The organism is Martelella sp. AD-3 (assembly GCF_001578105.1).
Classification (GTDB): Bacteria; Pseudomonadota; Alphaproteobacteria; order Rhizobiales; family Rhizobiaceae; genus Martelella.
This window is the reverse complement of the sequence record NZ_CP014275.1, coordinates 3,376,047-3,400,044: the sequence shown is the minus strand read 5'-3', so window position 1 is coordinate 3,400,044 and position 23,998 is coordinate 3,376,047. Positions and strand designations below refer to the sequence as shown.

The window sequence follows — 23,998 nt, the reverse complement described above, 5'->3', positions numbered from 1 at the left end:
TTAGAACAAAGGACCTGCGCAACAAAGGATTTTCTGATGACGATAAGACGGATTGCCTCAGGCGGCATTTATGAAAAGAAGATCGGTTATTGCCGGGCGGTGGTGGCCGGCGGCTTTGCCCATGTCTCAGGCACGACAGCGCAGGGCAGCGATGTTCCTGAAGATGTCGTCGGCCAGTGCCGTTCCGCGCTCGATGCGATAGAAAGGGCGCTTGGCGAGGCTGGTTGCGGTTTTGGAGATGTCGTGCGGGTGGTCTATTACCTGCCGGAGGCCACTGATTTTCCGGCCTGCTGGCCGCTTCTTTCCGAGACCTTTGGCGATCATCCGCCGGCGGCGACCATGCTGGAATGCGGCCTGATCGACCCGAAATACCGGATCGAGATCGAGGTAACGGCCCTGCTGCCGGGCTGATCCCGGCGGCCAGCGCGATTGTCCCGTGTCGTCATTTCCGAAAGTCATGTCGTGATTGGGACGCGGGGTCGTAACCGGCGATGGTTTAATATGCCTTATTGTCCGTCTTCGCCGCGGAGGCCGCCCATGACCACACGCCAGAAAATGCTCGACGAACTGAGAAACCGTCAGGACGGTTTCACTCTGGCCCGATCCTTCTATACCGATCCCGACTATTTCCGGGTCGATATGGAGAACTTCTATTATCGAGACTGGCTGTTCGTCGCCCATGACTGTGAACTGGCGCGACCGGGCAATTATCTGACGGTCCAGATCGGCGACTACTCGGTGATCCTGACGCGCGGACGCGACAAGGTCATCCGGGCGCTGCACAATTCCTGCCGCCATCGCGGCTCGCGCGTCTGCTCCGCCGAGAAGGGCACCACGGCCAAGCTCGTCTGCCCCTACCACCAGTGGACCTATGATCTCGACGGGACGCTGCAATATGTGCGCCACATGGGCGAGGATTTCGACAAGGCGCAGTTCGGCCTGAAGCCTGTGCATTGCGAGAGCATCGAGGGCTATATCTTCATCTGTCTCGCCGATGTTGCGCCCGACATCACGCCGCTGCGCGCGGCCATTTCGCCCTATATCGCGCCGCATAACATTCGCGACGCCAAGGTCGCTTTCAAGTCCTCGATCGTGGAAAAGGGCAACTGGAAGCTCGTCTGGGAAAACAACCGCGAATGCTATCACTGCGCCGCCAATCATCCCGAACTCTGCCGCACCTATCCCGAAGCCGCCTCGGTGACCGGGGTGCAGGGGATGATGGAGGACCCGGAAATCCAGGCGCACTGGGCCCATTGCGAGGCGGCGGGTCTTGAAGCGAAATTCCTCATCAATCCGGACGGCCAGTTCCGCATCGCCCGCATGCCGCTGATCGCGGGAGCGGAAAGCTACACCATGTCGGGCAAGCGCGCCGTGCGCAAGCCGATGGGCGAGAAGACGGCGGCAGCCGGCATCGGCGCGCTTGTTCTGTTTCACTACCCGACCACATGGAACCATTTTCTCGGAGACCACGCGATCTCCTTCCGCGTCCTGCCGCTCGGGCCGGAGGAAACGGAAGTCACCACCACATGGCTGGTGCCGAAGGATGCGGTGGAGGGCATCGATTACGATCTCGACGAGCTCACCCATGTGTGGACCTTCACCAATGACCAGGATCGCCAGATCGTCGAGGAGAACGCCCGCGGCATCCGTTCGCCGGCCTATGAGCCAGGCCCCTATTCGCCCGAGGACGAGGGCGGCGTGATGCAGTTTGTCGAATGGTACGCCACCCATTCTATCGAGCGGCTCTCCGACGAAAACGCGCCTCTGTCCATCGTCGCCTGATATGCTCAAGCCGTTCAAACATATCGACGAGATGGTGCCGTGGAATGGCCGCGAGCACATGCTGGAATGCGTCGCCTGGACCCCGGAAGCACCGGACGTGATGACCTTCACCTTCAGGGCGGAGGAGGAGAATATCTGGTTCCGCTACCTGCCGGGGCAATACATCACGCTGGAACTGCCGGTCGGTCCCGAGCCGGTCATGCGCACCTATACGATTTCCTCCAGCCCGACGCGGCCGTTCACCATCGCCGTGACGGTGAAGGCGCAGAAGGACAGTGTCGGCACGCGCTGGATGTTCGACAATCTCCATCCGGGCATGAAGCTGAAGGCGATCGGGCCGCTCGGCGATTTTTCCTATGTCGAGCATCCGGCGGAGAAATATCTGTTCATCTCGGCCGGCTCCGGCATCACGCCGATGATGTCGATGACCCGCGATCTCGGCGATCGCGATCCCGACACCGACATCGCCTTCATCCATTGCGCCCGTTCGCCGAACGACATCATCTTCCGCTGGGAGCTGGAGTACAAGGCGCGCTACATGCCGTTCTTCAATCTCGGCTTCATCGTCACCGAGCTTGAACGCACTCAGCTCTGGTCGGGGCTCCGAGGCTTCATCGACCGCGCCAAGATCGCGCTTCTGGTACCGGATTTTCTCGAGCGGACGGTGTTCTGCTGCGGGCCGGATCCGTTCATGGCAACGGTGAGGGAATCGCTTGAAAGTTCCAGTTTCGACATGGAAAACAACTATTTCCAGGAAACTTTCAAGCCGGAAGTGCCGCGGCCGGCCGTCTTCATCGGCGAAAGCGGCGACGAGGATAAGCTGTTCACCGTCGCGTTTGCCGAATCAGGCGTCACGGCGGAAGTCCAGCCCGGTTTCACCATCCTGCAGACCGCCCGCAATGCCGGCGTACGCATTCCCGCCGCCTGCGAAAGCGGCATCTGCGGCACCTGCCGCACCCTGTGCAAGTCCGGCAAGGTCGACATGCAGCACAATGGCGGCATCCTCGATGACGAGATCGAGGAAGGCTATATCCTCGCCTGCTGCTCGCGCCCGCTGTCGGATGTCGAGGTGGAGGCGTAAAGCCTTGCGTTGCCGCCGGCTGTCGGCCAGACTTGCACCCCTCACATTGTAAAGCCGCCGCCTTCTTCAGGGCTCCGACATGGCGGTCCAGCCATTCAGGGGAGGAACAAGATGGCCGATCTTCAGGGAACACTGTCCGTGGTTACCGGCGGCGGTCGCGGCATCGGGCGCGAAATTGCCTTGCACCAGGCCCGCGCCGGCGCAACGGTCGCCGTCCTTGCGCGCACCGCTGCTCAGATCGAGGAGACCGCGGCGCTGATCGCGCGCGAAGGCGGCCAGGCGAAAGCCTATGCAGTCGATCTCGTTGATCGGACCGCTGTCGAGGCGACACTTTCAACCATCGCCTCGGAACTCGGCCCGGTCGACTGCCTGATCAACAATCACGGCTCGTTTCGCGCCTTCGGTCCGATCTGGGAATGCGACCCCGACGACTGGTGGGGCGACGTGGAGATCAATCTGCGCGGATGTTTTCATACCTGCCGGGCGATCGCCCCGGCGATGCTGGAACGGGGCACCGGTCGCATCGTCAATCTTGTCGGCGGCGGTACGGGCACCAGCTTTCCCCATGGCTCCGGCTATGCGTCGAGCAAAGCCGGCATCATGCGATTTACCGAATGCCTGAACGACACGACGTCCTCCGGCGGTGTGCTCGCCTTCGCAGTCGACCCGGGTCTGGTGCGCACGACGATGACGGAAATGCAGCTCAATACCGAGGCCGGCCGCACCTTTCTGCCGGGTATCCAGCAGCTTTTCGACGATGGCGTCAATGTCCCGCCGTCCCGGGCCGCGACCCTGATTGCCGACATTTCCCGCGGCCGTTTCGATCGCCTCGCCGGCCGCATGCTCAGCGGACCGGACGATCGTGACGCACTGGAGCGCGCGATGAATGACATCGTTGAAAAAGACGGCCGGGCGCTTCGGATGACGGGACTTTCCTGATCACGCTGCGATGCGCAGGCACGCGCGGCATAATGCCCGGTGACGCGGAACTCGGTTCGCGGTTGTTGCCGCTGTCGCTGCAACGCCTGCTCGAGGAAACGGAAAAAGCCGGGGCGCTTGCGCGCCCCGGCTTCTCGCCTTGCAGATCCGTCCGGTGATCAGACGTATTTGTTGACGATGTTTTCCAGATATTCCTGGCGGCCGGATTTCGGCTGAGGGTTGATGCCGTCCTTTTCGACCATTTCGGCAATGTCTTCCAGCGTCATTTCGCCGGCAAGCATCTTCTTCGCCGTTTCGCCTTCCCAGCCGGCATAGCGCTCGTCGAGCGGGTTCGAAAGGGCGCCGTCTTCAACCATCTTCGCTGCTGCCTTCAGGCCGCGGGCGCAGGCATCCATGCCGCCGATATGGCCGTAAAGCAGGTCTGCCGGGTCAATCGACTGGCGGCGCAGCTTCGCGTCGAAATTGGTGCCGCCGGTGGTGAAGCCGCCTGCGAGAAGAACCTGGTAATAGGCCAGCGCCATTTCCGGAACATTGTTCGGGAACTGGTCGGTATCCCAGCCGGACTGGTAGTCGTTGCGGTTCATGTCGATGGAGCCGAGAACGCCGAGCGTGCGGGCAAGCGCCAGTTCATGTTCGAAGGTGTGACCGGCGAGGATCGCGTGGCCCTGCTCGATATTGACCTTCACTTCCTTTTCCAGGCCGTGCTTCTGGAGGAAGCCGTAGACGGTGGCAACGTCATAGTCGTACTGGTGCTTGGTCGGTTCCTGCGGCTTCGGTTCCACAAGGATCTGGCCCTCGAAGCCGATCTTGTGCTTGTACTCTACAACCATGTGCAGCATTCGCGCCATCTGGTTGAGTTCGCGGCCCATGTCGGTGTTGAGCAGCGTCTCGTAGCCTTCGCGGCCGCCCCAAAGGACATAGTTCTGGCCGCCGAGCTTCTTGGTGGCGTCCATGCAGGTCTTGATGGTTGCTGCGGAGAAGGCGAAGACGTCCGGATCCGGGTTGGTCGCGGCGCCCGACATGAAGCGGCGGTGGGTGAAGAGGTTGGCCGTGCCCCAGAGAAGCTTGACGCCTGTTTCCTCTTGCTTTTCGCCGAGATAATCGACGATCTCGTTCAGGTTCTTCGTGTTTTCGGCGAAGTTCGCGCCTTCCGGGCGGACATCGACGTCGTGGAAGCAGTAGAAGGGCGCGCCGAGCAGGGAAAACAGTTCGAAGCCGACATCGGCCTTCAGTTTCGCCTTGTCCATCGCGCCGTCATACCACGGACGGTCGAAGGTGCGGCCGCCGAAGGGGTCGCCGCCTTCCCAGGCCAGTGAATGCCAATAGGCGATGGCAAAGCGCAGATGGTCCTTCAGCGGCTTGCCCATGACGATTTCGTCGGGATTGTAATGCTTGAAGGCAAAGGGGTTTTCGCTCTCGGGGCCTTCATACTGGATCTTGGCGATGTCGCCGAAAAAGCCGGTGCTCATCTTGGATACTCCCTGTTGGGGTTGTCATTGTCCGCGGGGGCGCGGGGGCCGGGCGTGCAGCCGGGCGCCCGCTCTTCGCATCATTCTCCGGAAAGGGTCTTGATGGCCGGATACAGCGCCCGGAAACGCTGATAGGCCTCCTCGAAGGCAGCCGTATGGGCCGTCTCCGGGTCAACGGTCTCCGCCGTCTCCGGCGGGGTGCAGACGGCGAGCGGATCGGCGCCGGTCGCAGCCAGGAGGCCGAGACGGGCAGCGCCGAAGGCCGCGCCGAAATCGCCGTCGGCGGGAATGTCGATCGGCAGGTTGAGGGCGGTTGCCACCGCTTTCAGCCAGTAGCGCGAACGCGATCCGCCGCCGATGGCGGTGATGCGGGAAAGCTCGGTGCCGGCGGACCGCAAAGCCTCGAGATTGTCCCGCAGCGCAAACGCGACGCCTTCCATCACCGCGCGGGTCATCGCCGAGCGGTCGCTTTCATGCGCAAGGCCGATGAAGGCGCCGCGAATGGCGGCGTCGTTGTGCGGCGTGCGCTCGCCGGAAAGATAGGGCAGGAAGGTCACATCGCCCGGCGCCTGAAGCGTGTCGCCAACCTCGGTCGAAAGCTGGGCCGGGCTCTTGTCGGTCACCTTGGCGTACCAGTTGAGGGCGTCGGTGGCCGACAGGATCACGCCCATCTGGTGCCAGGTGCCGGGAAGGGCGTGGCAGAAGGCATGGACGGCGCTTTCAGGTTTCGGCCTGTAGCGATCGTTGGCGGCGAACAGCACGCCGGACGTGCCGAGCGAGACGAAAGCCGCGCCGTCTGCAACCGTGCCCATGCCGCAGGCAGAGGCCGCATTGTCGCCGGCGCCGCCGGCCACGACGACCGGGCCGGTCATGCCCCATTCCGACGCCAGCGCCTGTTTCAGTGCGCCGCCCGCTTCCGATCCTTCGACAAGGGATGGCATCTGTTCACGGCGAAGGTCGGTTGCCGCCAGCAGTTCGTCCGACCAGTCGCGCCTGGCCGTGTCGAGCCAGGCGGTGCCGGCCGAATCCGACATTTCGGAGATATATTCGCCGGTCAGCCAGAAGCGGAGATAATCCTTCGGCAGAAGCACCTTCGCGACTTTCGCGAAAATCTCCGGCTCGTTCTTCCTGACCCAGACAAGCTTCGGCGCGGTGAAGCCGGGGAAGACGATATTGCCCGTGACCGCGCGGAAACGCGGGTCGTCGTCGAGCTGCGCGGCCTCCACATAGGAGCGGGTGTCGTTCCACAGGATGCAGGGCCGCAACACCTCGCCGGCCGCATCGACCAGCGTTGCGCCGTGCATATGGCCGGAAAGGCCTATGCCCTTGACGGCGGAAAGCTCGGCCGGATGGCGTTCTGCGAGGCGGCCGACGGCAATCTTGCAGGCGGCGATCCAGTCAGCCGGGTTCTGCTCCGACCAGCCGTGATGCAGGCGCTGGACGGTGAGCGGCGCGTCGGCGCTGGCGATTACCTTCTGGTTCTCGTCGATCAGCATGGCCTTGAGGCCGGAGGTGCCGAGGTCAAGCCCGAGATACATGTCTTTCCTCCCTTGTTGTGATCAGCTTCCTGTTCACGGCAGATTGTCCTTGATGAAGATGTCGATACGAATGCGCTCCTGGGCGGCGATCACCTCCAGGCCGTCGGCCTTGGCTTTCAGCACGCGGATGGCGCTTCTGACCTCATGGCCGGCATCCTGGTTGAGGACGACGTCGAAGAGGCCGGTTTCGAGCGCCTCGCGCGAATGGGCGGAGAGCTCGTGGGCGATGGTGACGAGTTCGCGGCCTTTTGTCCGGGCCTCTTCCAGCGCCGCGATCAGGCCGCGATTGCCGGCGCCGAGGCTGTAGAGGCCGATCATGTCCGGATGGGCCTCGACCGCTTCGCAAACCAGTTTGCGGGCGAGCGCCGAATCATCCCGTCCCTCCATTGGCGGCAGAATGGAAAGCTCCGGAAAATGCGCCGCCATGATCTCGGAAAAACCCGAAAAGCGGTTCTGGTGGTCCCGCACGGAGAGCGAGCCGGCAAGCACGCCGATCGTCCCCTTCTGCCTGGAAAGAAAGCGCCCCAGCAGGGTGGCTGCGGTACGACCGGCGGCGGGGTTGTCGACGCCGGCGTAATGATCGCGGGTACTGTCTTCCAGATCGGAAACGAGGGTGACTACGGGAATGCCGCGGTCGGTCAGCTTGCGCACGGCCTCGCGCACCGGATCGGCCTGGATGGCGACGACGGCGATGCCGGCCGGATTGCTCTCGCCGGTTGCTACAAGGGCCTCTGCGAGCGCCTCGGCGTCGAAGGCGGGCACGTCGACAATGGTGATCTGCGTGCGCTCGATGCGGCCGCGCTCATTGGCCTGCAGCACGGCGTCGCGCAACTCGCCCATGAAGGCGTTTTCGTTGCAGGGCAGAATGAAGGTGAAGGGGTATGTCCGTCCCTTGGCAAGATTGGCGGCCGCGACATCGCGCACATAACCGAGCTTTTCGATCGCCTGCTCCACCTTGACCTTGGTCTTTTCCCTGACGCCCGGACGTGCGTTCATCACGCGGTCAACGGTCGCAAGGCTCACACCTGCCTCTGCAGCGATATCATGTACGGTGGGGCGCATATTGTCCGCCTGGTCTGTTTCGCTCCTCGCCGGAGCCGAACGGCCCCGTCCGAGACCTTTGCGGTCCTCGTTGGGCGGACTATAGCGCGAAGAATGATGTACGTAAATCAAAAATCGCCGGTCGAATGAAATTCCCTGAAAATGGCTGCCCCGGGGAGCAAGGAGGCCATCGCTTGACGTTTGCAAACACAGCGATCGGCGGCATGCATGGCGCCGCCTAGACTGCGGCCGCTGGCGCAGCTACGAAACTGTCCTCGAAGAGCTTGTTGAGGCGGCCGATGACGGCGATCGCAGGCGCTTCGGTGCGCAGCGCCTCGATGATGACGTCGGAGGCCTCCTGCTGGAAGCGGACGTAGCCGCCGTGGCGCGGGCGGCAGAAGGCGCGTTCGAGCGCGCCGCGCGTGTCGCGGTAGAAATTGCCGGAGGCCGCATTCACCCTCTCGTCGTTCCAGGCGGCGGCGTGGGCGGGCTGGCCGCCGGCGTCGGCGTAGAGAGAGGACTGGACCGGACCGCTTGCGATCCAGTGGCAGAAGTCGATCGCCTCTTCCGGATGACCGCAAGCGGATGATACGGCGATGCCGGTTCCCCCGAGCGCCGAGGCGGCGACGCCGTCGCCCCGGATCGAGGGAACGTCGGCGAAGGCAAGCCGGTTGGCGCGAAAACCCTCGGTCGCGTAGTTCCGGTAGCCGGCGATGAAGGGAGCCGCGACCGCATCCGTGTCGCCTCCCGAGAGCCTTTCCAGAACGGCGACGGGGTCGGCCGCCAGATTGTCCTCCGGCACGAGGCTTGCCAGTTCCGCAAGGTGCTCGTAAACGGCGATGCCCTCATCCTCGTCGATCAGCGGCCCTTCCTCTTCCGCCCGGCAGGGTGTGCCGAGGCCGGCTGCGATGGTGAAGAACACCATCACCGCATGCGGCGACCCCAGCGGCAGCAGGATCTTGCCGTCTTCGGCAAGATCCACGAGCGCCTGCCAGTCGGCCGGTGGCCGGCTGAGCCGGTCGGGACGAAAGGCCATGACTTCGACCGAGGCATCGATCGGAAAGGCCCATTGCTGCCCCCGGAAATGGTAGGCGCGCCAGGTCTGGCCGATGGCGCCGGCCTCGATTTCCCGGCGCGCGCTTTCCCGGCCTTCAATTTGCAGCGGCAGCAGGCATCTGTCGCGGGTCAGATGGCCCAGTTGCGTGTGGTCGATGACGAGGAGGTCGTAGTCCCGCGTCAGCGCCGCGACGGAAACAGTGCTGAAATCCTGCAGGCTGTCCGTATCCCACTCGATGCATGTGCCGGTTTGCGCCCGCCACGCTCGGGCAGCGGCCTCCAGCGGCGCAAAACCGCGCGGATGGTTCCATGTCAGACCTTTCAGTGTCGTCATCAAATCTCGCGCTCCGCGTCATGGCTCCGCGACCGGCCGGGGCTGGCGGTGCGGCAGCTTTCGGTTTCCGATGGCATGCGTTTCATCCGGCCGGCAGGGCCGCTCTTCCCGAGAACAAAGCGGGCAGGGGCCTGTTTGTTCCGTTCGGGAAGGCGCGGCGGACGTTTTGCGGCCGCGCGGAAGGAGAAGCTTCAGCCGGCAACCACGATCTGTGTGTTCCACGCCTTGCAGCGGGCGGTCAGTCCGGCTTCAGGCGGACGATCGGTGAAGAAGGTGTCGATATCGGCGAGCGAGGCGATCCGGGCGGGGGCCGAACGGGCGAATTTCGTGTGGTCGGCAACAAGGAATGTCTTGCGCGCCCGCGCGATCGCCGTCTGGCTGACGCCGACCTCCAGCATGTCGAAGTCGAGAAGGTCGCCGTCAGCGTCCAGCGCCGAACAGCCGATGATGGCGAGATCGAACTTGAACTGCTCGACGATGCGGTTGGCAAGCGTGCCCACCAGACCGCCATCGGTTCGCCGAAGCTGCCCGCCGGCCACCACGATCTCGCACTCCGGATTGGCGACAAGCGTGTTGGCGACATTGATGTTGTTGGTGACCACAAGAATGCCGCGATGGCCAATAAGGGCGCGTGCGACGGCTTCCGTGGTCGTGCCGATATTCATGAAAATCGCGGCATTGTCGGGGATTTCCGCGGCGCAGGCGGCAGCGATCGCCTCTTTCTCCGCCGTGTTGAGTTCGCGCCGGTCGGCATAGCCGATATTGCTTGTGCCCGACGCCAGCACGGCGCCGCCGTGGACGCGGGTAAGCTTGCCGGCTTCAGAGAGTTTCAGCAGGTCGCGCCTTATCGTCTGTACCGTCACGCCCATGCGCTTTGCAGCGTCCTCGGCCACAATCCGGCCTTCCGTGCGGGCCATCTGCATCAGGTCATCGAGGCGGAAAGTTTGCGACATTGTTCCCTCGGGCTTTGTCTCCATGCCGATGATGCGGCACACTGTCCGCAAGGGAGACATTTTTCCCGCGTTTTTGCAACGCTTTGCAGTCGTGGCGCGTTGTTCTCCGGCCGGCGGGAGGATTGCTTCATTGCAGGCGGCATTCGGTATTTTGCCTTGATCGGACGGGGGAAACACTGTCAATAGCGTTTTGAGTGCCTCATGAAACGTGACGGGATGAAAGTGTGAGCGGACTGGAACAAGCCATCAGGAAAGCGCTGGAGAGCACCGACAGGGAGGATGCCAACCAGCGGGCGCGGATCTATCAGTCCGCGCGACAGGCGCTGGAAAGCGGGCTGGCCAAGCAGGGCATCACGGAGACCAAGGCGATCGGCCGCCAGCGTCGCCGCCTTGACGAGATCATCACCGCAATCGAGCGGGAGGAGGCGGAAGCCGCTCGGCATGCGCGCGCGGCGCGTCAGCCCCGGCCTGATGTCTTTGACGATCCCTTTGCCGTCGGCCGTGTGCCGGAAAGCCCCGGTCACCGCGCCGCCCCCGAACCGCCGGAAGGGCGGGAACCTTCGTTCGAGCCCGAGCCGCCGGACGCGCCCGGGCTCGATGACATGGCATTGCATGGAGAACCGGAAGCCCATTTCGATTATCCCTCCAGTCCGGTCGTGGAACCCGAGATCAGAAGGGACGCCGATTTCACCGAGGCCGATTTTGCCGTCTCGCCGGAGGACCGCAAGGAGAGCGGGCATCTCGACGCGGCAGCGTTTTCGGCCATCGATGATCTCACGGCCGTAACCGAGGAGCGCCGGCCGGTCGGCAAGACGCTGAAGGCTTCGAAGGCGAAACGCCCGAAGAAAAGGGAAAAGGCGCGCCGGTCGGCAAGGGCCGAGCGGCCGTCCCGCAGGCGCGGGTTCTTCGCCCGGGCGCTGATCGGGGTCGTCGTGCTCGCCTTCCTTCTTTTCGGCGGCTGGTGGGTCGTCACATCCAATTTCGCCCTCAACCCCGATACACTCGACACCGCCGTGCCCAATCCCGCGCCGCTGATCGAGGCGGAGGACTTCGAAGGCGCATCCAGCTGGACGGGCGTATTCCAGCCGGGCGGCGCAAACAGTCTTGTTCCCGGGTCTGCGGCGACAATGGAGAGCGTCACGGTCGACAGCGCGCCGGCCGTCGAGATCGCGTCACGGGCAACGGGCGATGCCGGCGCGGTCGCCGTGGCCCTGCCAACGGCGGTCAGGGGCATGCTGGAGGAAGGTCCGGTGCTGGTCGAGGTCAGCGTGCTCGCGCCTGACGGTGGCGGACAGCAGGTCGGCATCTACTGCGCCGACGGCACGATCGACGGCTGTCAGCGCCATCGCTTCACCCCGAGCGCCCATCGCGAGAGCCTTGTGGTCCGTCTCGATCCGGGCCGGGGCGGTGTTCTGCCGACGCGGCTGATGATCTCGAGCGATCTCAGCGGCGCCGGCGCGCCGCTCGACATTTTCGCCATCCGGGCGCAGTTCGCTGACTGAAGATATGCGGCGTTGAATATTCCTGTCACAAAAGGCGTATATGCAACGCTTCTTGCGGAGAATGCGAGGGAATCAGGTGAAAAGGCTGGAAGAGACGGTTAGGGCGATTGCAGCCCGGGCGCTGGCCGCGCGGCTTGTCCTTCTGGTTGCTGCCGTCACCGCCGTTTCCGCCGTCTTTTTCGGCCTTGCTCCGCCGGTTGCGGCGGCCGTCGGCTGGCTCTCCGTTTCGATTGCCGCCCTGATCGGGGCCGTGCCCGCCGGCGGCGAGGCGAAAGTGCCGGAAGAGGCTTCGGCGCCCGGCGAGGGCCGGGCGGATTTCGGCGACCTGCCGCGGTTTCTCGACGAGATCGATCTTGCCGTCTATCTTCTTGCCGCGGACGGAACCGTGCTGTTCCAGAACCGCGCGGCCGGGGCCACATTCGGCAGCTTCCCGCTCGGATCGCATATCTCCGCCCGCATGCGCGCGCCGGGCGTTCTCGACGTCATCCGCGATACGCTCGCGAACAACCGCGTCAACCAGATCGAATATTCCGAGCGCCTGCCGTCGGAACGCGTCTATCTCGTCAGGGTTGCTCCCGTTGCTGGCGCCGAGGGGGCCAAGCCGGTCTTCATGCTGGTGCTGCGCGACATTTCCGAGGCCCGGCGGATCGACCGTATGCGCTCCGATTTCGTTGCCAATGCGAGCCATGAACTGAGGACGCCGCTGGCCTCGCTGCGCGGCTATATCGAGACGCTGCAGGGGCCGGCGAAGAACGACGCCAAGGCGCAGGAGCGCTTCCTGCCGATCATGCTCGACCAGGCAACGCGCATGAGCCGTCTTGTCGACGACCTGATGTCGCTTTCGCGGCTCGAGGCCAAGGCGCATCTCTCGCCGGACCAGAAGGTGAAGCTGAACGCGTTGCTCGAACATGTGCGCGACAGCCTTCTGCCGCTGGCCGAGGAACTGGATGTCGCCATCAACCTGTTCCTGCCGGAAGAGCCGGTGACGGTGAACGGCGACAATGACGAACTGGTCGAGGTGTTCGAGAACCTGATCGAGAACGCCTGCAAGTACGGCGCCGATGGCGGCAGGGTTGACGTCTATCTCAATGCGCCCGAAAACGGCGGACCGGAGGTCTCCGTCGTGGATTACGGCCCTGGCATTCCCGCCGAACACGTTCCGCGCCTGACGGAGCGCTTCTACCGGGTCTCGGTCGCCGACAGCCGTTCGAAGAAGGGCACGGGGCTGGGGCTTGCGATCGTCAAGCATATCCTCACCCGCCACCGCGCGCGGCTGGTGGTCAAATCCGCGGTTGGCAGGGGAACCACCTTCACGGTGCGATTCTGACGGCCCCGTCGTTTAATAAAAACGTCATAAAAACAATAGGCTGAACTGTCATAAAACTGAATCAAAAATGACATAAAACCGGGCTGTCCGGTTCCGGCGGTTCGCGACGGAAGCGGACCAGGCGTCGCTTGAGACGATGCAAACATGTAACCCGCAAGGGATGCGTCATGAAGCTAATCGTAATGTCGGCCGCTGCGGTTCTTGCCGCGCTTCTTGCCTGCGGTCCGACGCAAGCGCGAGATCAGATCCAGATTGCTGGTTCGTCGACCGTTCTGCCCTACGCCAAGATCGTTGCCGAGAGTTTCGGCGAGATCTTCCCCGATTACAAGACTCCGATCGTGGAATCCGGCGGCTCCTCGGCCGGCCTGAAGGAATTCTGCCGGGGCGTCGGTCCGCGCAGCATCGATATCGCCAATGCATCGCGGCCGATCCGTCCGGGCGAGATCGCTGCCTGCGCGGCCAACGGCGTCACCGGGATCGCCGAAATCCCCTTCGGTTATGACGGGATCGTCTTTGCCACCGACGTCTCGATGCCCGCCATGGACCTGACGCCGCTCGATCTTTATCGGGCTCTGGCCGCCGAACTCGTGATAGACGGCAAGCTCTTAAAGAACCCCTATACGCGCTGGCCCGAGATCGACCCGGCGCTGCCCGATGTCGAGATCAAGGCTTATATTCCCGGCGAGAAGCACGGCACGCGCGAAGTCTTCGAGGAAAAGGTGCTGGGCGTCGGCTGCGAACAGGCAGGCGCGCTTGCTTTTCTCGAGGAAAACTTCGGCGCAAAGCAGGGCATTGACCGTTGCATTGCCGTGCGCAAGGATGGACGGGCGCCGGGCATCGACGGCGACTATACCGAGACGCTGGCGCGGGTTGTGTCCGACCGAACGAGCCTCGGCGTGTTCGGCCTGTCCTTTTATGACAACAATGCCGACAAGCTGAACGTGGCCACGATCTCCGGCGTCACGCCGACAGCCGAAACGGTCGAATCCGGCGAGTATCCTGTGTCGCGGCCGCTGTTCTTCTACGTCAAGATGGCGCATGTGGGCGCGATTCCGGGCCTGAAGGACTATGTCGAATTCTTCCTCTCGGACGCGATGGCCGGCCCCTATGGCCCGCTGGCCGAATATGGCCTCGTGCCAGCGTCGGAGCGGCAACGCGCCGACATGCTGGCAGGCTTCGAGGCGGCGCTGCAATAACACCCGGTTGCCATCCGCAAGCCGGGGGCAATCGCAATCAATGTCCGGAATTGCCCGGACGGTCTGGATCGATATGACGCACGTCTTTTTGATCATCTTGGCGCTCGTGCTCGCGCTTGGCGTCGCCGGCTATTTCTCGGCGCGGGCGAAGGCCTATGCGCTCGCCGGTTCGCGCCTCGCGCGGCTGAATTCAAGGCCTGACCATCACGCAAGCCTCGCAGCGATCGCCGCCGTCATCCCGGCATTGGTGGTGATGGCCGCGTGGATGGTGGCAAGTCCGCTCATCATCGGGTCGGAGATCCGCTCCGGCTTTCCAGAGAGCGTGAAGGAGCAGCCGGAGGCGGCGCAGACCCTGGTCTACAATTCGGTCACCTCCGTTGCCTATGGCCTGAGACAATTGCCGGAGGATGCCCGGGCGCGGGTTCACGAGGATGCCGGCGTACTGCGCGCCGTGCTGGCCGAGCGCGGCATTCCGCTTGCCGCTTCGCCGAGGCCCTTTGTTCTTGCTTCGGCCGAAAGGCTCAACGCGCTTTCGGCGCGGTCAAACGCTGCCATGGCTGCGGCTGTGCTCGCCGTGGCGCTGGTCTCGCTCGGACTTGCCTATCGATCCGTCAGCCCTGCCTTTGCCGCGCGCAGGCGGGTCGAGCAGGTGGTGCTCGCGGTCCTGCTTCTGGCATCCACGATCGCGGTCCTGACGACCGTCGGCATCGTTTTGTCGATGCTGACGGAGACGCTGCGCTTCTTCTCGGCCGTGCCGCCGGCCGACTTCTTTTTCGGCACGGTCTGGGATCCGCGCTTTGCCGCGGCCGGCGAGGCCGGTTCTGCCGGGCAGTTCGGCCTCATTCCGTTGCTGGCCGGCACGCTCTACATTTCCCTCGTCGCCATGGCGGTGGCCGTGCCCGTCGGGCTTTATGCGGCGATCTACATGTCGGAATATGCAGGCGCCAGGCTACGCTCGGTCACCAAGCCGCTGCTGGAAGTGCTGGCGGGCATCCCCACCATCGTCTACGGCTTCTTCGCGCTCGTCACCGTCGGTCCGCTGCTGCGCGACATCTCGGCGGAACTGAACGGGCTGTTCACCGGCAGCTACCGCAATTTCATCGAGGCGCAGTCGGTGCTGACGGCCGGCTTGGTCATGGGCATCATGCTCATCCCCTTCGTTTCATCACTGTCGGATGACATCATCAGTCAGGTGCCGGACAGCCTGCGCAAGGGTTCGCTCGGCCTCGGCGCCACGCGGTCGGAAACGATCAAGCGCGTGGTCCTGCCGGCAGCGCTTCCCGGCGTCGTCGGGGCGCTGCTTCTGACGGCCTCGCGCGCCATCGGCGAGACGATGATCGTGGTGCTTGCCGCAGGCGTCGCCGCGCAATTGCAGATCAATCCGCTGGAGCCGATGACGACGGTGACGGTCAAGATCGTCAACCAGCTGACGGGCGACCTGCAATTCGATACGCCGCAGACGCTGGTTGCCTTCGCGCTTGGCCTCACGCTGTTCGTGATCACGCTCTGCCTCAATGTCTATGCGCTTTATATCGTGCGCAAATACCGGGAGCAGTATGAATGACCGAGACATTCAGCACCGCGACCGAACGGAAAGAGGATCGCCGGCAACTGGCCGAAACCCGACGCAAGGGGCTGAAGCGCCGCCATGCGGCCGAGCGCCGTTTTCGCCTTTATGGCGTGCTCGCGATCTCGGCCGGAATCTTCTTCCTCGCGGCGCTTCTGTTTTCCGTTATCGGCAAGGGCTATACGGCCTTTCAGCAGACGACAATCACGCTGCCGATCACCTTTGATGCCGCCGTCATCGATCCCGAGGGCGCGCGGGAAGACGATTCCCGCCTGCTGCTGACGGCGGACTATCCCGAACTGGTCGAGGCGGCGCTCGCCGAAACGCTGGAAATCAGCCCGGCAAACGGTCCCGAAATGCGCGCGGCGATGCGGATGATCTCCCGCTCGAGCCGGGTGGAATTGCGCGACGTCGTGTTGAAAGATCCCTCGGTGATCGGCGAGACGGTCAATGTGCGGCTTCTGGCGTCGGCCGACATCGATTCGGCCTACAAGGGGCAGATCGACCTGTCCGTGCCCGAGACGAGCCGTCGCGTCTCCGATCGCCAGCTCGAATGGATGGATCGGCTCGAGGCGCTCGGCCTCATGGAGAAATCCTTCAATACCGGCTTCTTCACCCATGGTGCGTCCAGCCGGCCCGAATCCGCCGGCATCGGCGTTGCCTTTGTCGGGACGCTTTACATGATGGGCGTGGTCCTGCTTCTGGCCTTGCCGATCGGCGTGGCCTCGGCGATCTATCTCGAGGAATTCGCGCCGAAGAACCGGTTTACGGACATCATCGAGATCAACATCAACAATCTTGCGGCCGTTCCCTCGATCATATTTGGCCTTCTGGGCCTTGCCGTGTTCATCGGTCTCCTGGGACTGCCGCGTTCGGCCTCGCTCGTCGGCGGGCTGGTGCTGACGCTGATGACCCTGCCGACGATCATCATCGCCACCCGCGCGGCGCTGCAGGCCGTGCCGGCTTCCATCCGTTCGGCGGCGCTCGGCGTCGGGGCTTCGAAGATGCAGGCTGTCTTTCACCACGTCCTGCCGCAGGCCATGCCCGGCATCCTGACGGGAACGATCATCGGCCTCGCCCAGGCGCTTGGGGAGACGGCGCCGCTGCTTCTGATCGGCATGGTCGCCTTTGTCGCGGACTATCCGGCGAGCCCGCTCGATCCGGCAACCGCGCTTCCGGTTCAGATCTACATGTGGGCGGGCGAAGCCGAGCGCGCCTTTGTCGAACGCACCTCCGCCGCCATCATCGTGCTGCTGGCATTCCTCATCCTGATGAATATTTCGGCCGTCATCCTGAGGCGGCGCTTCGAGCGGCGCAGATAGGCCATGAGGAACCCGACCGTGAAAAGACTTGGAAAACGACAATGAGCAACACGACATACAAGATGGCCGGCCAGGCGGTGTCCGTCTACTACGGACAGAAGCGCGCGCTGTTCGATGTCAGTCTCAACATCCGCGAAAACGCGGTCACCGCGCTGATCGGCCCGTCCGGCTGCGGCAAGTCGACCTTTCTGCGCACGCTCAACCGCATGAACGACACGATCGACAATTGCCGCGTCACCGGCATGATCACGCTTGACGGGGAGGACATCTATGCCTCGGGGATCGATGTGGTCGAACTCAGGGCGCGCGTCGGCATGGTGTTCCAGAACCCCAACCCGTTTCCGAAATCGATCTACGAGAATGTCGCCTACGAACCGCGCATCCACGGGCTGGCCCGCCACCGCAGCGAATTCGACCAGATCGTCGAGACCAGCCTGATGAAGGCGGGCCTGTTCAACGAGGTCAAGGACCGGCTTCATGAGCCGGGCACCAGCCTTTCCGGCGGCCAGCAGCAGCGGCTGTGCATTGCCCGCGCCATTGCCGTCAGTCCGGAGGTCATCCTCATGGACGAACCCTGCTCGGCGCTGGATCCGATCGCGACCGCCCGCGTCGAGGAACTGATCTCCGAACTGAAGGAAAACTACACCATCGTGATGGTGACGCATTCCATGCAGCAGGCCGCGCGCGTTTCCGAACGCACGGCCATGTTCCATCTCGGCCATATGGTCGAGGAGAACGACACCGACACGATTTTCACCAATCCCGCGGACCAGCGCACCCAGGATTACATCATGGGACGTTTCGGCTGAGGGGCGGTTGCCGCAGGCTCACGCCAAGGAAGGAACAGTCATGGCTCCATCGCATATTCTGACGGCATTCGACGACGAACTGAAATATCTCCAGCGCCGCATTTCCGAGATGGGCGGTCTGGCGGAGGAAATGGTGAGCGAATCGGTGACGGCGCTCGTCAACACCGATACCGAGCTTGCCGAAAAGGTGATCAAGGATGACCTCGTGCTGGACGAGGCGGAGCGCGAGATCGGCGAAAAGGCAGTCGTCGTCATCGCAAGGCGCCAGCCGGTGGCGGCGGACCTGCGCGAAATCATGGGCGCTATCCGGATCGCCTCCGATCTCGAGCGCGTCGGCGACATGGCCAAGAACACCGCCAAGCGCGTGATCTCGGTGCAGGGTTCCGGTGTGCCGCGCAAGCTTGCCCACGGCATCGAGCACCTGTCGGAACTGGCGCTCCTGCAATTGAAGGAGGTGCTGGACGCCTACACCTCGCGCCAGGCCGACAAGGCGAGCTCCATCCGCGAGCGCGATGATGAAATCGACGCGATCTACACCTCGCTGTTCCGCGAGCTTCTGACCTATATGATGGAGGATCCGCGCAACATCACCTCGTGCACCCATCTTCTGTTCTGCGCCAAGAATATCGAGCGCATCGGCGACCACGCCACCAATATCGCCGAGATGATCTATTACATTGCAACCGGCTCCCAGCCGCAGGGAGAGCGTCCCAAGGACGACAATTCCCCGGCCGTCGGGTCCGACGATCTCTGAAGCCAGTCAATACAAGGGAGACATACGTCCTATGGTTCCGAAAATCGCAGTTGTCGAAGACGAGGAAGCGCTCAGCGTTCTGCTGCGTTACAATCTCGAATCCGAGGGGTATGAGGTCGAAACCATCATGCGCGGCGACGAAGCTGAAATCCGGCTACAGGAGCGCGTACCCGATCTGCTTCTGCTCGACTGGATGCTGCCCGGCGTTTCCGGCATCGAGCTTTGCCGCCGCCTGAGAATGCGGCCGGAGACCGAACGCCTGCCGATCATCATGCTGACGGCGCGCGGCGAGGAGAGCGAGCGGGTGCGGGGCCTGGCGATCGGCGCCGATGATTATGTCGTCAAGCCGTTCTCCACCCCGGAGCTGATGGCGCGGGTGAAGGCCATCTTGAGGCGCGCGCGTCCGGAAGTGCTCTCCAGCGTGCTGAAATGCGGCGATATCGAACTTGACCGCGAGACCCACCGGGTGCACCGTAAGGCGCGCGAAGTCCGCCTCGGTCCGACCGAGTTCAGGCTTCTCGAATTCCTGATGACATCGCCCGGCCGAGTGTTTTCCCGCGCGCAGTTGCTCGACGGCGTCTGGGGCCATGACATCTATGTGGACGAGCGTACCGTCGACGTGCATGTCGGTCGACTGAGGAAGGCGCTCAACTTCTCGCAGATGCCGGATGTGATCCGCACCGTGCGCGGCGCCGGCTATTCCATGGAAGTCTAGCGCATCGGCCCGAAAATCGGAATCGCTTTTCGGAAAGCACGATGCGTAGATTCAATAGGTTAGAGCGTCCTTTGTGCGTCCGAAAGGACGCACGGCGCTCTAGGTGTGGGCTTTCAGGAGGTTGTCCATTCGGAGCGTACCGAGGAGACTGGAGTTACCACGCTTCAGCACTCACCGGAGGCTCCGAATGAACATTCACAAGAATGCCCGACTGACCCCGCTGCGTCGAGAGGAGATGGCTGTTGCCGTTCTGTCTGGCGCGCTCACGAAAGCGCAGGCGGCTTTAGTCTATGCCGTTTCCCACAAGATCGTGTCTCGTTGGGTCGAGCGCTTCAGAAAGGGTGGACGCGCTGCAATGGCTGACCGGTCGTCGCGGCCCAGGAGCAGTCCCCGGCAGACCGATGCCATCTTGTGCGAGCGCATTGCCGCCCTTCGTCGTCAGCGCCTGACCGGCAGGCACATCGCCATGGAGACAGGCGTGTCACCGGCCACCGTCAGCCGCGTTCTCAAGCGGGTCGGTTTGTCCCGGATGAAGGACATTGCTCCAGCCGAACCGGTCGTGCGTTACGAATATGACGAGCCGGGCGGCCTGATCCATCTCGACATCAAGCGCCTTGGCCGCTTTAATCGCGTCGGCCACCGCATCACAGGTGACAGGACCGGCCAGAGCAATTCACGCGGCATCGGCTGGGAATATGTGCATGTGTGTATCGACGATGCATCCCGGATCGCATTCACTGACATCTTGCCCAACGAGAAGGCTGAAAGCGCCGTCGCATTTCTCAAGGCGGCAGTCGCCTATTATCAAAGCCTCGGCATCACGGTGAAGCGGGTCATGACCGACAATGGCTCGTGCTACATTGCCGGGGATTTCGCGAAAGCCTGCAAGGCGCTCCATCTGAAACATATTCGTACCAAACCTTACACGCCAAAGACAAACGGCAAGGCCGAGCGCTTCATCCAGACAGCATTGCGCGAATGGGCCTATGCGCGCGCCTATCCATCCTCAGAGCACCGAAAACGGCATCTGCCGAACTGGAACCACATGTACAATTGGCACCGTCCGCATGGCGGCATAAAGTCAAAAACACCGATCAGTCGACTCGGCATGAACCGAGACAACCTCTTGAGGCTCCACATCTAGGCGCGCCCGTAACGCCGCCATAAAGATTTTCTAAACGATTTAATATCCGTCATTGCGGGTGGAACCGGTTCAGCTATGCTGTGCCGGTCAGCCGTTCGGCTCTGTTGAAACAGATTTGCGGCGATTGATTTTTCACGCCCGATTGTCCAATTGGACTGAGGGCGGCCGTCGGCGGATATGCACGCCGGCAAGAGGGCTTTTCAGGGATGCCTCCTCCCCGCATTCCGAAAAGCCGCAGCACAAGAGGATTGTTGAGATGAGCAGAGCAAGTTTCGCGGAGCCCGCGGTGATGGGCGATCTGATGGCGCGCATGCTGTGGGAAATCGGCGCCGTTCACTTTTCGCCGGACGAGCCCTACAAGCTTGCCTCCGGCCTGGTCAGCCCCGTCTATATCGATTGCCGGCAGCTGATTTCCTATCCGCGCATCCGCTCCACGCTGATGGATTTTGCCGCCGCCCGGGTGCTTGCCGATGCGGGCTTCGAAAAGTTCGATTGCATCGCCGGCGGCGAGACGGCCGGCATTCCCTTCGCCGCTTTCCTGGCGGATCGCCTGGAACTGCCGATGATCTATGTCCGCAAGAAGCCGAAGGGCTACGGCAAGAACGCGCAGATCGAGGGCCATCTGCCCAAGGGCGCGCGCGTGCTGGTGATCGAGGACCTGACGACGGCCGGCGGCTCCATGTTCAACTTCATCAACGCCATCCGCACGGCCGGCGGCGTGGTGGAACACGGCATGGCATTGTTCTATTATGGGATTTTCGGCGAGGCGGAGAGACGTTTCCGCGAAGGCGGCGTTGCCCTTCATTATATCGCCACCTGGAAGGACGTGCTTGCGGTCGCGCGCAAGGACGGGCTCGCCGATCAGGCGACGCTCGATGCCGTCGGCGCCTTCCTCGACCATCCGATGGACTGGTCGCGGGCGCGCGGCGGGCTTGAGGAACTGATCGTCTGAGGAGAAGGAACGCCCGCCTCGGTTGGCGGGCGAACTGCCGCGACCCGGCGCACGGACGCCTTACAGAAATTGGGAGAAGATGAATGATTCTATGCTGCGGGGAAGCCCTGATCGACATGCTGCCGCGCGAGACGGACAGGGGCGAGCCTGCCTTTGCCCCCTACGCGGGCGGCGCGGTCTGCAACACGGCGGTCGCGCTTGCGCGGCTCGGACGCAAGACGGGCTTCTTCTCCGGCATTTCGTCCGACCTGATGGGCGACATCATCCGCGAAAAGCTGGATGCGTCGAAGGTCGATCATTCCTATGTCGCCGTTTCCGACCGTCCCACGACGCTTGCATTCGTCAAGCTGATCAACGGCTCGGCAAGTTACGCTTTCTACGACGAGAACACGGCGGGGCGGATGATCACCGGGGACGATCTGCCTGAGATCGGCGATGATTGTGCGGCGATGCATTTTGGCGCGATCAGCCTCATCCCCGAGCCCTGCGGCTCCACCTACGAGGCTCTGTTGATGCGCGAGGCGGACAGGCGCGTGATCTCGCTCGACCCCAATATTCGCCCGACCTTCATCACCGATGCCGACAGCCACCGGGCGCGGATCGAGCGGATGGCGGCGAAGTCGGATATCGTCAAGTTCTCCGACGAGGATCTCGACTGGTTCGGCCTTGAAGGCTCGCTTGACGACAAGGCGCGTCACTGGATTGCGGCCGGGGCGAGCCTTGTCGTGATCACCTGCGGCGCGGACGGCGCGATCGGTTACACCGGAGAGCACAAGGTCGAGGTGCCGAGCGAAAAGGTCGAGGTGGTCGACACCGTCGGCGCTGGCGACACGTTCGATGCCGGTATTCTGGCCTCGCTTGATATCGCCGGTCTCCTGACCAAGGAGCAGATCCGCACGCTTGCGCCCGAGGCGATCGCCGAGGCGCTGGCGCTCGGCGCCAAGGCCGCCGCCGTCACCGTCTCCCGCGCCGGCGCGAATCCACCCTACGCGCATGAAATCGGGCTCTGACGTCTCGTTTCCCGCTTTGTTGGCGAAAGGTAATCAGCCGGTGTCCTCCGGCTGATACTCGAGGATGTCGCCCGGCTGGCAGTCGAGCGCCTCGCAGATTTTCTCCAGCGTCTCAAACCGCACGCCCTTGACCTTGCCCGAGCGCAGCAGCGAAATGTTCTGCTCGGTAATGCCGACATGTTCGGCGAGGACCTTCGCCCGCATCTTGCGGCGGGCGAGCATGACATCGAGATTGACAATGATCGGCATGGGTCAGACGAAACGCTGATAGTCTTCGTTGATCGCGGTGGCGAGCACCATCACGTGACCCATCACGAACAGCAGCCCTGCGAGCAGGAACAGCATCAGTTGATCGCTGCCGAGCCCGATCGCCAGCGCCCGGCTGCCGGGCGGGTTGGCGATCGTCGCCAGAAGCGTTGCCACGGGATGCAGGACAAGGCCGGCAACGGCCCCGGCCAGCGCGATCAGGCCCGCACGGCGCAGAAGCGCCGCGACCTCATGGGAAAACGGACTGTCATGCTGGAGCCTGTCGAACAGCGACCAGACGGTCTGCAGTCCGTAGAAAAACACCCCCGCTAAGAGCGCGAAGAGCGTGAAAAGCGCCAGCCCCGTTGCCGGCGTCAGCGTCACGGCGACGGCAATGTCGAGCGCATCGGCAAGCCAGGTCGAGACCCGGTCCGGCCGGACAAAGGCCGTCCAGGCCGCATAGGCGAGGCCCGCTGCAAGACCGGCCTGAATGATCCGTGTCAGGAGCTTCATCTGGCCGCATAATCTGGAAAGCGCGATCGCATTATTCGAATTCATAGGAATGCCTCTTGTTTTACGAGATAAAATTATCGTAAAACAACAAGAAATTGATGTCAACCGAGGGAAAATTATGATCCGGTCCTTTCTTGTTCGCGCCTGTTGCTTCATCGGCCTGCTGGTGCCGGCGGCCTGTTCGACAATTGGCGGCGTCGCGCCGGCCGCGCTCGAGGCCGTTTCGCCGCTTGACGCCGATCCGGCCACGCTGGTGATCGAAGTGACCAAGCCGGCGGCGCTGCCGGTCGACGACAATGATCTGGCGCTTGCCCTGCGCTGGGACGTACCGGGCCACGAACGTCTGGAGGAAGAGGCGGGACTGAGGGTGTCGCGCCGGACGCCGGCCGCGGCGGACCGCTTGGCCGGCGGCGCGCGGGATACGGTCGATCTCGTGCTCGCGCCGGAGGATGCGGCGCGCATGGCCGCGCTTCTTGCCCAAATCCGGCGTGACAAGCAGGAGGGCGTCGACGGCAAGGGCGCGCTCTCGGTGTCCTTTACGGCGCATTGTGTCGTGGGCGGCGCGGATCTTTCCGGCATGACCGTCGATGTCGCGCTCACCCTCGAACCCGATCAGCCGCCCATCGACCTGATGAGGGACGCGAAAATCGGCAGGCTGCTGGAAAGCCGTGGACGCGAACGGTTGCCCGATTGCCGGGAAGGGCCGGCTGGCGGCCTGTAGCGAGAGCTCCTCCGGGGAATGACGGGC

General features: G+C 63.2%; 23 protein-coding genes. 16 read left to right on the top strand and 7 right to left on the bottom strand.

The window, feature by feature from the left end; translation table 11 throughout:
• The first annotated feature begins 36 nt into the window (after nucleotides 1-36).
• From AZF01_RS15795 to AZF01_RS15780, 4 genes are all read left to right on the top strand, one after another.
• The gene (locus AZF01_RS15795; RefSeq protein WP_024709160.1) at nucleotides 37-411 is read left to right on the top strand and encodes a RidA family protein; all 375 of its coding nucleotides are present in this window, start codon (nucleotides 37-39) and stop codon (nucleotides 409-411) included.
• 126 nt (nucleotides 412-537) lie between these two features.
• Entirely contained in the window at nucleotides 538-1,782 is a 1,245-nt protein-coding gene (locus tag AZF01_RS15790; protein WP_024709159.1) for an aromatic ring-hydroxylating dioxygenase subunit alpha, read from the top strand.
• Nucleotide 1,783: 1 nt separating this feature from the next.
• Nucleotides 1,784-2,863 (top strand): hybrid-cluster NAD(P)-dependent oxidoreductase, encoded by a 1,080-nt coding sequence (locus AZF01_RS15785; protein ID WP_024709158.1) that lies wholly within the window; start codon nucleotides 1,784-1,786, stop codon nucleotides 2,861-2,863.
• A gap of 111 nt (nucleotides 2,864-2,974) precedes the next feature.
• Entirely contained in the window at nucleotides 2,975-3,802 is an 828-nt protein-coding gene (locus tag AZF01_RS15780) for an SDR family NAD(P)-dependent oxidoreductase (RefSeq protein ID WP_024709157.1), read from the top strand.
• Between the two features lie 158 nt (nucleotides 3,803-3,960).
• Here the strand turns inward: AZF01_RS15780 and xylA are convergent, their stop codons facing one another.
• From xylA to AZF01_RS15755, 5 genes are all read right to left on the bottom strand, one after another.
• Nucleotides 3,961-5,271 (bottom strand): xylose isomerase, encoded by a 1,311-nt coding sequence (gene xylA / locus AZF01_RS15775; protein WP_024709156.1) that lies wholly within the window; start codon nucleotides 5,269-5,271, stop codon nucleotides 3,961-3,963.
• Nucleotides 5,272-5,351: 80 nt separating this feature from the next.
• Nucleotides 5,352-6,809, bottom strand: coding sequence for a xylulokinase (gene xylB / locus AZF01_RS15770; RefSeq protein ID WP_024709155.1), 1,458 nt, complete (start codon nucleotides 6,807-6,809; stop codon nucleotides 5,352-5,354).
• Between the two features lie 33 nt (nucleotides 6,810-6,842).
• Nucleotides 6,843-7,871, bottom strand: coding sequence for a LacI family DNA-binding transcriptional regulator (locus AZF01_RS15765; protein ID WP_024709154.1), 1,029 nt, complete (start codon nucleotides 7,869-7,871; stop codon nucleotides 6,843-6,845).
• Between the two features lie 217 nt (nucleotides 7,872-8,088).
• The gene (locus tag AZF01_RS15760) at nucleotides 8,089-9,240 is read right to left on the bottom strand and encodes an extracellular solute-binding protein (protein WP_024709153.1); all 1,152 of its coding nucleotides are present in this window, start codon (nucleotides 9,238-9,240) and stop codon (nucleotides 8,089-8,091) included.
• 191 nt (nucleotides 9,241-9,431) lie between these two features.
• Complete coding sequence (locus tag AZF01_RS15755) at nucleotides 9,432-10,193, bottom strand: DeoR/GlpR family DNA-binding transcription regulator (RefSeq protein WP_024709152.1); 762 nt, start codon at nucleotides 10,191-10,193, stop codon at nucleotides 9,432-9,434.
• Between the two features lie 224 nt (nucleotides 10,194-10,417).
• Between AZF01_RS15755 and AZF01_RS15750 the strand changes: the two genes are divergently transcribed.
• The 11 genes from AZF01_RS15750 to AZF01_RS15700 all read left to right on the top strand — a co-directional run bounded on the left by AZF01_RS15750 (nucleotide 10,418) and on the right by AZF01_RS15700 (nucleotide 22,491).
• On the top strand, nucleotides 10,418-11,695 hold the full coding sequence (locus tag AZF01_RS15750) for a hypothetical protein (RefSeq protein ID WP_024709151.1): 1,278 nt from the start codon (nucleotides 10,418-10,420) through the stop codon (nucleotides 11,693-11,695).
• Nucleotides 11,696-11,756: 61 nt separating this feature from the next.
• Complete coding sequence (phoR, locus tag AZF01_RS15745) at nucleotides 11,757-13,022, top strand: phosphate regulon sensor histidine kinase PhoR (protein ID WP_081725832.1); 1,266 nt, start codon at nucleotides 11,757-11,759, stop codon at nucleotides 13,020-13,022.
• A gap of 167 nt (nucleotides 13,023-13,189) precedes the next feature.
• Nucleotides 13,190-14,218 carry a substrate-binding domain-containing protein gene (locus AZF01_RS15740; RefSeq protein WP_024709149.1) on the top strand — a complete coding sequence of 343 codons (1,029 nt, stop codon included), beginning with the start codon at nucleotides 13,190-13,192 and terminating at the stop codon, nucleotides 14,216-14,218.
• 73 nt (nucleotides 14,219-14,291) lie between these two features.
• Nucleotides 14,292-15,782: a phosphate ABC transporter permease subunit PstC gene (pstC, locus tag AZF01_RS15735; RefSeq protein WP_036237753.1), complete on the top strand. Its 1,491-nt coding sequence runs from the start codon at nucleotides 14,292-14,294 to the stop codon at nucleotides 15,780-15,782.
• Nucleotides 15,779-17,107 carry a phosphate ABC transporter permease PstA gene (gene pstA, locus AZF01_RS15730; protein WP_024709147.1) on the top strand — a complete coding sequence of 443 codons (1,329 nt, stop codon included), beginning with the start codon at nucleotides 15,779-15,781 and terminating at the stop codon, nucleotides 17,105-17,107. Before pstC ends, pstA begins: the two co-directional genes overlap by 4 nt.
• Before the next feature lie 41 nt (nucleotides 17,108-17,148).
• Nucleotides 17,149-17,916: a phosphate ABC transporter ATP-binding protein PstB gene (pstB, locus tag AZF01_RS15725; protein ID WP_061449712.1), complete on the top strand. Its 768-nt coding sequence runs from the start codon at nucleotides 17,149-17,151 to the stop codon at nucleotides 17,914-17,916.
• Between the two features lie 40 nt (nucleotides 17,917-17,956).
• Nucleotides 17,957-18,670, top strand: a complete 714-nt coding sequence (phoU, locus tag AZF01_RS15720) for a phosphate signaling complex protein PhoU (RefSeq protein WP_024709145.1) — start codon at nucleotides 17,957-17,959, stop codon at nucleotides 18,668-18,670.
• A 31-nt stretch (nucleotides 18,671-18,701) separates the two neighbouring features.
• Nucleotides 18,702-19,385: a phosphate regulon transcriptional regulator PhoB gene (phoB, locus tag AZF01_RS15715; RefSeq protein WP_024709144.1), complete on the top strand. Its 684-nt coding sequence runs from the start codon at nucleotides 18,702-18,704 to the stop codon at nucleotides 19,383-19,385.
• Nucleotides 19,386-19,572: 187 nt separating this feature from the next.
• Entirely contained in the window at nucleotides 19,573-20,529 is a 957-nt protein-coding gene (locus AZF01_RS15710) for an IS481 family transposase (protein ID WP_061449600.1), read from the top strand.
• A gap of 256 nt (nucleotides 20,530-20,785) precedes the next feature.
• Nucleotides 20,786-21,481 carry an orotate phosphoribosyltransferase gene (locus tag AZF01_RS15705; RefSeq protein WP_024707694.1) on the top strand — a complete coding sequence of 232 codons (696 nt, stop codon included), beginning with the start codon at nucleotides 20,786-20,788 and terminating at the stop codon, nucleotides 21,479-21,481.
• An 83-nt stretch (nucleotides 21,482-21,564) separates the two neighbouring features.
• Nucleotides 21,565-22,491: a carbohydrate kinase gene (locus AZF01_RS15700; RefSeq protein ID WP_024707695.1), complete on the top strand. Its 927-nt coding sequence runs from the start codon at nucleotides 21,565-21,567 to the stop codon at nucleotides 22,489-22,491.
• A gap of 33 nt (nucleotides 22,492-22,524) precedes the next feature.
• On the opposite strand, the gene AZF01_RS15695 is transcribed toward AZF01_RS15700, so the two are convergent.
• Together AZF01_RS15695 and AZF01_RS24080 are read right to left on the bottom strand one after the other, a co-directional pair.
• Nucleotides 22,525-22,740 carry a helix-turn-helix transcriptional regulator gene (locus tag AZF01_RS15695; RefSeq protein ID WP_024707696.1) on the bottom strand — a complete coding sequence of 72 codons (216 nt, stop codon included), beginning with the start codon at nucleotides 22,738-22,740 and terminating at the stop codon, nucleotides 22,525-22,527.
• A gap of 3 nt (nucleotides 22,741-22,743) precedes the next feature.
• Nucleotides 22,744-23,295: a DUF2975 domain-containing protein gene (locus tag AZF01_RS24080; RefSeq protein WP_024707697.1), complete on the bottom strand. Its 552-nt coding sequence runs from the start codon at nucleotides 23,293-23,295 to the stop codon at nucleotides 22,744-22,746.
• Nucleotides 23,296-23,368: 73 nt separating this feature from the next.
• Here AZF01_RS24080 and AZF01_RS24075 point away from each other — a divergent pair, with 73 nt between their 5' ends.
• Entirely contained in the window at nucleotides 23,369-23,971 is a 603-nt protein-coding gene (locus AZF01_RS24075; RefSeq protein WP_024707698.1) for a hypothetical protein, read from the top strand.
• The last annotated feature ends 27 nt before the right edge of the window (nucleotides 23,972-23,998 follow it).